This window comes from Pseudomonas sp. 18.1.10 (genome assembly GCF_024655625.1).
Taxonomy (GTDB): domain Bacteria; phylum Pseudomonadota; class Gammaproteobacteria; order Pseudomonadales; family Pseudomonadaceae; genus Aquipseudomonas.
Genome location: NZ_JANLGL010000218.1, coordinates 1 through 8,980, shown reverse-complemented (window position 1 = coordinate 8,980; position 8,980 = coordinate 1). Strand labels below are relative to the sequence as shown.

The 8,980-nt window shown below is 62.9% G+C and carries 8 protein-coding genes; 3 read left to right on the top strand and 5 right to left on the bottom strand.

The annotated features are described in order from the left end of the window. Window positions 1-74: 74 nt before the first annotated feature. From lpdA to NUV89_RS24870, 4 genes are read right to left on the bottom strand one after another with little or no spacing between them, the layout of a single operon-like run. Window positions 75-1,454, bottom strand: a complete 1,380-nt coding sequence (gene lpdA / locus NUV89_RS24885) for a dihydrolipoyl dehydrogenase (protein WP_257783405.1) — start codon at window positions 1,452-1,454, stop codon at window positions 75-77. 3 nt (window positions 1,455-1,457) lie between these two features. Further along, window positions 1,458-2,714 carry a dihydrolipoamide acetyltransferase family protein gene (locus NUV89_RS24880; protein WP_257783404.1) on the bottom strand — a complete coding sequence of 419 codons (1,257 nt, stop codon included), beginning with the start codon at window positions 2,712-2,714 and terminating at the stop codon, window positions 1,458-1,460. Continuing rightward, the gene (locus tag NUV89_RS24875; RefSeq protein WP_207042733.1) at window positions 2,715-3,773 is read right to left on the bottom strand and encodes an alpha-ketoacid dehydrogenase subunit beta; all 1,059 of its coding nucleotides are present in this window, start codon (window positions 3,771-3,773) and stop codon (window positions 2,715-2,717) included. Between the two features lies 1 nt (window position 3,774). Further along, complete coding sequence (locus NUV89_RS24870; protein WP_207042734.1) at window positions 3,775-5,010, bottom strand: 3-methyl-2-oxobutanoate dehydrogenase (2-methylpropanoyl-transferring) subunit alpha; 1,236 nt, start codon at window positions 5,008-5,010, stop codon at window positions 3,775-3,777. A 195-nt stretch (window positions 5,011-5,205) separates the two neighbouring features. Between NUV89_RS24870 and bkdR the strand changes: the two genes are divergently transcribed. Further along, window positions 5,206-5,694: a Bkd operon transcriptional regulator BkdR gene (bkdR, locus tag NUV89_RS24865; protein WP_017735434.1), complete on the top strand. Its 489-nt coding sequence runs from the start codon at window positions 5,206-5,208 to the stop codon at window positions 5,692-5,694. Window positions 5,695-5,768: 74 nt separating this feature from the next. Here the strand turns inward: bkdR and NUV89_RS24860 are convergent, their stop codons facing one another. Continuing rightward, window positions 5,769-6,632 carry an MBL fold metallo-hydrolase gene (locus tag NUV89_RS24860; protein ID WP_257783403.1) on the bottom strand — a complete coding sequence of 288 codons (864 nt, stop codon included), beginning with the start codon at window positions 6,630-6,632 and terminating at the stop codon, window positions 5,769-5,771. A gap of 131 nt (window positions 6,633-6,763) precedes the next feature. On the opposite strand from NUV89_RS24860, the gene NUV89_RS24855 reads away from it, so the two are divergent. Together NUV89_RS24855 and NUV89_RS24850 are read left to right on the top strand one after the other, a co-directional pair. Continuing rightward, window positions 6,764-7,576 carry a sulfite exporter TauE/SafE family protein gene (locus NUV89_RS24855; protein ID WP_257783402.1) on the top strand — a complete coding sequence of 271 codons (813 nt, stop codon included), beginning with the start codon at window positions 6,764-6,766 and terminating at the stop codon, window positions 7,574-7,576. 145 nt (window positions 7,577-7,721) lie between these two features. Continuing rightward, window positions 7,722-8,897 carry a porin gene (locus tag NUV89_RS24850; RefSeq protein ID WP_257783401.1) on the top strand — a complete coding sequence of 392 codons (1,176 nt, stop codon included), beginning with the start codon at window positions 7,722-7,724 and terminating at the stop codon, window positions 8,895-8,897. The last annotated feature ends 83 nt before the right edge of the window (window positions 8,898-8,980 follow it).

Here is an 8,980-nt window from a genome sequence, read left to right as displayed (position 1 = left end):
GTGTCAGTCATCAGATTTATTGGCTGATCCACCGCATTCGCGAGCAAGCCCGCTCCCACAGGGGGTTGCGGCTTTTACAGGTGCAACGCGTGCCCCAAGGCCCTCAAAGCCGCTTCCTGCACGGCCTCGCCCAGGGTCGGGTGGGCATGGATCGTACCCGCCACATCCTCCAGGCGCGCCCCCATTTCCAGGCTCACGCCAAACGCGGTGGACAGCTCCGACACACCAACCCCCACCGCTTGCCAGCCGACGATCAGGTGATTGTCGCGCCGCGCTACCACCCGCACAAAGCCGGTTTTCGATTCCAGCGTCATCGCCCGGCCATTCGCCGCAAACGGGAAACTCGACACGATGCAGTCCAGCCCGGCAGCCTTGGCTTCATCCGGGGTCTTGCCCACGACCACCAGTTCCGGGTCGGTAAAGCACACGGCCGGGATCGCCGCCGGGTTGAATTCGCGGTGTTGACCGCTGATGAGTTCGGCAACCATCTCGCCCTGGGCCATGGCCCGGTGCGCCAGCATCGGCTCGCCGCTCAGGTCGCCGATGGCCCAGACATTGCGCATGCTGGTCTGGCAACGGCTGTCGATCTTGATCGCCGCGCCGTTCATGTCCAGGTTCAGGGCTTCAAGGTTCCAGCCCTGGGTGTTGGGTTTGCGCCCCACGGCCACCAGCACCTGATCGGTGGCCAATGACAAGGTGTCGCCATTCGGATCGCGTACTTGCAACTTGCCATCGGCAAAGCCGGTGACGCTGTGCTTGAGGTACAGCTTCACGCCCAGCTGCTTGAGGGATTCGTTTACCGGTTGCGTCAGCTCGGCGTCATAGGCGGGCAGGATACGATCCTGCGCCTCGACCACACTGACCTCGGCGCCGAGCTTGCGGTAGGCAATGCCCAGCTCCAGGCCGATATAGCCGCCGCCCACCACGATCAGCCGTTTCGGCACGCGGGTCGGCGCCAAGGCTTCGGTGGACGAGATGATCGGCCCGCCAAGCGGCAGCATCGGCAGGTTGACGCTCTTCGAGCCGGTGGCCAGCAGCAGGTGTTCGCAGTGGATGCGCTGCTCGCCGACATCGACGGTCTTGCCGTCCACCACCTTGGCCCAGCCGTGGATCACCTGCACCTTGTGCTTTTTCAGCAGCGCGGAAACGCCAGTGGTCAGGCGGTCAACAATGCCGTCTTTCCATTCCACGCTTTTGCGGATGTCCAGGGTCGGCACATCCACTTCGATGCCCAGTTGCGAACCCTGGCTGTGGTGGATGGTTTGCTGGAACTGTTCGGCCACGTGGATCAAGGCCTTGGACGGGATGCAGCCGATATTCAGGCAGGTGCCGCCGAGCGCCTGGCCTTCTACCAGGATGGTCGGGATACCCAGTTGGCCGGCGCGGATCGCCGCCACATAACCGCCAGGGCCGCCGCCGATAATCAGCAGCGTGATATTCAAAGTCTGCGACATGCCTTACTCCAGGAACAGGCTGGCGGGTTGTTCGAGCAGGCCGCGAATGGCCTGGATGAATTGCGCCGCGTCCATGCCATCGACCACACGGTGATCGAACGAGCTGGAGAGGTTCATCATCTTGCGCACCACGATCTGGCCCTTGATGACCATCGGCCGTTCGACAATGCGGTTGACGCCGACGATGGCCACTTCCGGCAGGTTCAGCACCGGAGTGCTGACGATGCCGCCCAGGGCGCCCAGGCTGGTCAGGGTAATGGTCGAGCCCGACAGCTCGTCACGGCTGGCCTTGCCATTGCGTGCGGCGGTGGCCAAACGCGCGATTTCTTCGGCGTTGCCCCACAGGCTGCGGGCCTCGGCGTGACGCACCACCGGCACCATCAGGCCGACGTCGCTTTGGGTGGCAACACCCACGTGCACCGCGCCAAGGCGGGTGATGACCTGGGCTTCGTCGTCGTAGCGGGCGTTGATCTGCGGGAAGTCTTTAAGCGCTACGACCATGGCACGCACGATGAACGGCAGCAGGGTCAGCTTGCCGCGTGTGGCGCCGTGTTTCTCGTTGAGGTGCACGCGCAGCTCGTCGAGGGCGGTGACGTCGATTTCTTCCACGTAGCTGAAATGCGCGGCACGGCGGGTGGCGTCCTGCATGCGCTGGGCGATCTTGCGGCGCATGCCGATCACCGGGATCTGTTCTTCGCTGTTGCGTTCGGCGTACGGGTTGGCAGCGGATGAAGCCTTCGCCGTGCCCTGTTGCAGGTACGCGTCGAGGTCTTCGTGGAGAATCCGGCCTGCCGGGCCTGTGCCCTGGACCAGGCGCAACTGGATACCCGCGTCCAACGCATGCTTGCGCACGGCAGGGGAGGCCAGCGGACGCTCGTCGGCGTCGCGGGCAACCGGTGCCGCTGCGGCTTTGACCACCACCGGTTGGCTTTCAACCACTGGCGCGGGCTTGGCTTCCACGACCGCTGCAGCCTTGGGCGCTTCCTTCACCACCGGCGCTTCCTTCGCGTTGCCGGCGCCTTCCACTTCGATGCTGATCAAAATACTGCCCACGGCCATGACTTCACCCGGCGCGCCGCCGAGGGAAATCACCTTGCCGTGCACCGGCGAGGGAATGTCCACCATCGCCTTGTCGGTCATCACATCCGCCAGCACCTGGTCTTCAACCACCAGGTCGCCGACCTTGACATGCCAGACCGACAGTTCAACTTCTGCGATGCCTTCGCCAATGTCCGGCATCTTGATAACGTGCGTGCCCATTCAGACCTCCATGACCCGTTTCAACGCCGCGCCCACACGGGACGGCCCTGGGAAATACGCCCACTCTTGCGCGTGCGGGTAGGGGGTGTCCCAACCGGTGACGCGTTCGATCGGCGCTTCCAGGTGGTGGAAGCAATGCTCTTGCACCAGCGCCACCAGCTCGGCGCCAAAGCCGCAGGTGCGCGTGGCTTCGTGCACCACCACGCAACGGCCGGTCTTTTTCACCGATTTGACGATGGTTTCCAGGTCCAGCGGCCACAGGCTGCGCAGGTCGATGACCTCGGCGTCGATGCCGGTTTCCTCGGCGGCGACTTGCGACACATACACGGTGGTGCCGTAGGTCAGCACGGTGACGGCCGAACCCGGGCGCACGATGGCGGCCACGTCCAGCGGCACGGTGTAGTAACCGTCCGGCACTTGCGCTTGCGGGTGTTTCGACCACGGGGTTACCGGGCGGTCGTGGTGGCCGTCGAACGGGCCGTTGTACAGGCGCTTGGGCTCGAGGAAGATCACCGGGTCATCGTTTTCGATGGAGGCGATCAGCAAGCCTTTGGCGTCGTAAGGGTTGGACGGCATCACCGTGCGCAGGCCGCAGACCTGGGTAAACACCGCTTCGATGCTCTGGCTGTGGGTCTGGCCGCCGTAGATGCCGCCGCCGCAAGGCATGCGCATGGTCAGCGGCGCGGTGAACTGGCCGGCCGAGCGATAACGCAGGCGCGCGGCTTCGGAGATGATCTGGTCGGTGGCGGGGTAGACGTAGTCGGCGAACTGGATCTCGGCCACCGGGCGCAGGCCATAGGCACCCATGCCCACCGCCACGCCGATGATCCCGCTTTCGGAAATCGGTGCGTCAAACACCCGCGAGCTGCCGTACTTGGTCTGCAAGCCTTCGGTGCAACGGAACACGCCGCCGAAATAACCGACGTCCTGGCCGAACACCACCACGTTGTCGTCACGTTCGAGCATCACATCCATGGCCGAGCGCAGGGCCTGGATCATGGTCATGGTGGTGGTGGTCATGGCGGTTTCCACTTCAATGCTGTTGTTGTGATCGTTCATGTCAGATCCCCAACTCTTGACGCTGGCGCTTCAAGTGCTCCGGCATCTCTTTGTAGACGTCTTCGAACATGGTCGCGGCGCTTGGAATCTGGCCGCCGGCAAGGGTGCCGTACTGTTCGGCTTCTTTTTGCGCCGCGATGACCTCGGCTTCCAGCTCGGCACTGACCGCCGCGTGTTCCTCTTCGGACCACTGGCCAATCTTGATTAGGTGCTGCTTGAGGCGGGTGATCGGGTCGCCGAGGGGGAAGTGGCTCCAGTCATCGGCGGGGCGGTATTTCGAAGGGTCATCGGAGGTGGAGTGTGGGCCGGCGCGGTAGGTGACCCACTCGATCAGCGTTGGCCCCAGGTTGCGGCGCGCCCGTTCGGCGGCCCAGGCGGAGGCGGCATACACGGCGATAAAGTCGTTGCCGTCCACCCGCAGGGAGGCGATGCCGCAACCGACGCCGCGTCCGGCGAAGGTAGTGGCTTCACCGCCGGCGATGGCCTGGAAGGTGGAGATGGCCCACTGGTTGTTGACCACGTTGAGGATCACCGGCGCACGGTACACGTGGGCGAAAGTCAGGGCGGTGTGGAAGTCGGATTCGGCGGTAGCGCCGTCGCCGATCCAGGCGGATGCAATCTTGGTGTCGCCCTTGATCGCCGAGGCCATGCCCCAGCCCACGCCCTGTACGAATTGGGTGGCGAGGTTGCCGGAAATGGTGAAGAAACCGGATTCCTTGACCGAATACATGATCGGCAACTGGCGGCCCTTGAGCGGATCACGCTCGTTGGACAGCAACTGGCAGATCAGGTCCACCAGTGGCACTTCGCGGGCCATCAGGATGCTTTGCTGGCGGTAGGTGGGGAAGCACATGTCGTCGATGTTCAAGGCCAGGGCCTGGGCGCTGCCGATGGCTTCTTCGCCAAGGCTTTGCATGTAGAACGACATTTTTTTCTGACGCTGGGCGACCACCATGCGGTTGTCGAAGATGCGCGTCTTGAGCATCGCGCGCATGCCTTTGCGCAGGATCTCCACCGGCACGCCTTCGGCCCACGGACCGAGGGCCTGGCCCTGATCGTCGAGCACGCGGATCAGGCCCTTGGCCAGGTCAGCGGTGTCGGCGGGTTCTACGTCGATGGCGGGTTTGCGCACCAGGCCGGCGTCGGTCAGGCGCAGGTAGGTAAAATCGGTCTTGCAGCCTGGGCGTCCCGAGGGTTCAGGGACGTGCAGGCGCAGCGGTTCGTACTGCTGGGTCATGGCTTTCTACGCTCTATCTTGTGAATTTCTTGTAGTGGGCGCGCTAGCTGACAGTCAGTCCCCGGGTAGGGGAAATCTTGTCCTACAACAATCATAGGCGGGGCGTAGAAGAATATTTATCTGTGTTTCGTTGCACTCACGACCATTTGCGGATAAAAAAACTGCATAAACATAATAAACAGGTGATTTTGTCTCATGCGCAAACTGGACCGTACCGATATCGGCATTCTCAACGCCTTGCAGGAGAACGCCCGCATCACCAACGCCGACCTGGCGCGTTCGGTGAACCTGTCGCCCACGCCGTGTTTCAACCGGGTGAAGGCGATGGAAGAGTTGGGCTTGATTCGTGAGCAAGTCACCCTGCTGGATGCGGATTTGCTGGGGCTGCACGTCAATGTGTTTATCCACGTCAGCCTGGAAAAGCAGAATGAACTGGCGTTGCAGCAGTTCGAAAGCGCGATTTCCGACCGCCCGGAAGTGATGGAGTGCTACCTGATGGCCGGCGACCCAGATTATCTGATCCGGGTGCTGGTGCCGACGATCCAGTCGCTGGAGCGCTTCATGATGGACTTTTTGACCAAGGTGCCGGGGGTGGCGAATATTCGGTCGAGTTTTGCGTTGAAGCAGGTGCGCTATAAAACCGCGTTGCCTTTACCCGCTAATGGCATAAACCTCGGTACCTGACCCAACACACCTTCCACTGTGAAATGCTGACCCCTGTGGGAGCAGGCAAGCCAGCTCCCACAGGGTTTGGCATTTCAAAGTTGGTTGAGGGGGATCTTCAGGTATACCACTCCGTTCTCTTCCGCTGGCGGCATATTCCCCGCCCGCACATTTACCTGGATCGCCGGCAGCAACAGGGTCGGCATGCCCAACCCGGCATCCCGAGTGGTGCGCATCTCGACAAACGCCGCTTCGTCGATCCCGTCATGCACATGAATATTCCCCGCCCGCTGCTCGGCCACGGTCGTCATGCATTTCGCCTCACGCCCCTCGGGCGGGTAGTCATGGCACACATACAGCTCAGTCTCCGGCGGAAAACCCAGCAACCTGCGCATCGACGCATACAACTGCCGCGCATCCCCACCGGGGAAGTCACACCGCGCCGTGCCCACATCCGGCATGAATAGGGTGTCACCCACCAGGATCAGCCGGTCATCCACCAGATAGGCCATGTCCGCCGGCGTATGCCCCGGCACATGCAGGGCCTGGGCCTTGATGTTGCCGATGTAGAACACCTCGTCCGGCGCAAACAAGTGGTCGAACTGCGAGCCATCCACACGAAACTCCGGCTCCAGGTTGAACAGGTTCTTGAACACGTCCTGCACGGTGCTGATGGACTGGCCAATGGCGATCTTGCCGCCCAGGGTCCGGCGCAGATACGGCGCGGCGGACAAGTGGTCGGCGTGGGCATGGGTTTCCAGCAACCACTGCACCTGCAGGCGGTGTTCGCGCACGTAGGCAATCACCTGGTCGGCCTGGCGCGTGTCGGTGCGCCCGGAGGCCGGGTCGTAGTTGAGCACCGAGTCGACGATGGCACAGGGGCCATCATCGGCCTCGTGCAGCACATAGGTGTAGGTCGACGACGCCTCGTCCAGAAAGGCTTTAATCAACGCTGACATGACGGCGGTCCTTGGTATAGACGTGATTTCCACATAGGCTTGCGAGCTTAAGTGAAAAAAACGGTCCGAGGCAAAGGATCGCAATGCGGGATGTGACGCCACACGGCAGCATCCGGCCTAAGGTGGATTGAATGTTGTTGGCGAGTGTTCTTGGGGTATTGATGGGCTTGGTGATGGGCCTGACCGGCGCGGGTGGCGGCATCCTGGGGGTGCCCGCGCTGGTGTTGGGGTTGGGCCTGAGCATGACCCAGGCCGCGCCGGTGTCGCTGCTGGCCGTTGGCGCGGCGGCCGCGGTGGGCGCGCTCGACGGCTTGCGCCACGGCCTGGTGCGTTACCGCGCCGCGTTGTTGATCGCCTTGTTGGGCGCGTTGTGCTCGCCGGTGGGGGTGTTTTTCGCCCACCAATTGCCCGAGGCCGTGCTGATGGGCCTGTTCAGCGCGCTGATGGTGCTGGTGGCCTGGCGCATGTTGCAGCGCGAAAAACACCAGGCCGGGCCGAGTGACCATGGCACCGCGTCCTGGGGTCAGAAGAACTGCATGCTCGACCAGCAGACCGGGCGCCTGACCTGGACGGCTAAGTGCAGCGCCACCCTGGCCGCCCTTGGCGCGGTCACCGGCGCCGTGTCCGGCCTGCTCGGCGTGGGCGGCGGCTTCCTCATCGTGCCGGCGTTCAAGCAACTCACCGACGTGCAGATGCGCGGCATCGTCGCCACCTCGCTGATGGTGGTCAGCCTGCTGTCGTTGATCGGCGTGGCCGGTGCGTTCCATGCCGGGGTCACCATCGAACCGCTGGGTTGGGTGTTCGTCGGCGCAAGCATCGTCGGCATGCTCGCCGGTCGGCGCCTGAGTTCGGTGATCCCCGCTCGGTACTTGCAGGTCGGTTTTGCCAGCCTGTGTGTACTGGTGGCTGTGGGCATGTTGGCCAAGGCCGGTCTTACGCACTAAGTGCCGGGCCTGGCTTACACCAAACTTGGCGGGCACCCGCAGCCCGCCCAAAGCAGCCTGAAACCACGTCCAAGGCAGCGTATGCCGGGGCCTGGCGCCTTTTGATAATCGCCTCCGACATCAAGTCCCCGTTGCGGAGCGCGCCATGCATAAGAATAAGAATGTCCCCCTGCGTCTGTTACCTGCCTTTATCGTCGGCCTCGGCCTGAGCCCGTTCGCCGACGCCGAAATCATGCTGTACGACAAGGACGAAACCACCTTTTCCACCGACGGCTACATCAACGCCTTCTACGTCAACAGCGACGTGGACCGCGCAGGCGACCAGTACGACCGCCGCCAGTCCCGCGTAAAGATGGGCTTCTTGCCCAACTACCTGGGCTTCAACATGACCAAGCAGGTCGACGACCTCAAGCTCGGCGCCCGTGCCTCGTTCTGGGTGACCATCAACGACAGCGAAACCAACGGCACCGACACCGCCATCGACGTGCGCCAGTTCTACGGCACCGTGGCCAATAAAGAATGGGGCGAAGTGCTGATCGGCAAGGACTTCGGCCTGTTCGCCCGCTCCAACATCCTGCTCGACGAGCTGCTGGCCGGCTATGGCCAGGTCAGCGACAGCCTCGGCCTGGTGGACGGCGGCGGTGTGTCGTTCGGCAATATCGGCAGCGGCTACCCGTACCCGTTCCCCACGTCGCAGATCACCTACCGCACCCCGGTGATGGATGGCCTGCGCGTCGCCGTCGGCATCATGGACCCGGTGGACACCAACGACAGCAGCGCCCTGGGCAAGGCCTACCAGAAGAACCCGCGCACCGAGAGCGAGATCACCTACCAGTTCGACGTGGGTGGGGCGAAGATCTACAGCTGGCTCAACGGCAGCTACCAGACCTCGGACAACACCGACGCCAACGTCGCCAGTGTCACCTCCAAGGGCCTGGGCTACGGCGTGCAGGCAAAGATGGGCGGCCTGTCGCTGACCGGCTCGGGGTTCCAGGCCAAGGGCATCAACCCGTTTTTTACCAACAACGCGGGTGAGGCCACCCTGCGCAATGTCGACAGCAACGGTTACCTGGTGCAAGGCTCGTACAAACTCGGCAAGAACCGCCTGGCGCTGTCCTACGGTAAGACCAAGGACGACGGCAACGGCGTGGTCGGCAGCGGCGCGGATTATGAAACCCGTGGGATTGCGCTGTTCCATGACGTCAACGCCAACCTGAAGCTGGTGGCGGAGTACAACCAGTTCCAGATCAAGGGGCATGACACCAATGCGCAGAATGAAGACACGGATACCTTTGCCGTAGGCGCTGTCTTGACTTGGTAACGCAGTCAAACTGTGGGAGAGCTTGTGTGGGAGCGGGCTTGCTCGCGAATACGGAGTGTCAGTCAACAGATTCATTGGCCTGT

Excerpts from the sequence above, each read along its gene's own strand:
- NUV89_RS24850 (WP_257783401.1), top strand. The coding sequence starts at position 7,722 with ATGCATAAGAATAAGAATGTCCCCCTGCGTCTGTTACCTGCCTTTATC.
- lpdA (WP_257783405.1), bottom strand. The coding sequence starts at position 1,454 with ATGTCGCAGACTTTGAATATCACGCTGCTGATTATCGGCGGCGGCCCT.
- NUV89_RS24870 (WP_207042734.1), bottom strand. The coding sequence starts at position 5,010 with ATGACCCAGCAGTACGAACCGCTGCGCCTGCACGTCCCTGAACCCTCG.
- bkdR (WP_017735434.1), top strand. The coding sequence starts at position 5,206 with ATGCGCAAACTGGACCGTACCGATATCGGCATTCTCAACGCCTTGCAG.
- NUV89_RS24860 (WP_257783403.1), bottom strand. The coding sequence starts at position 6,632 with ATGTCAGCGTTGATTAAAGCCTTTCTGGACGAGGCGTCGTCGACCTAC.
- NUV89_RS24880 (WP_257783404.1), bottom strand. The coding sequence starts at position 2,714 with ATGGGCACGCACGTTATCAAGATGCCGGACATTGGCGAAGGCATCGCA.
- NUV89_RS24875 (WP_207042733.1), bottom strand. The coding sequence starts at position 3,773 with ATGAACGATCACAACAACAGCATTGAAGTGGAAACCGCCATGACCACC.
- NUV89_RS24855 (WP_257783402.1), top strand. The coding sequence starts at position 6,764 with ATGTTGTTGGCGAGTGTTCTTGGGGTATTGATGGGCTTGGTGATGGGC.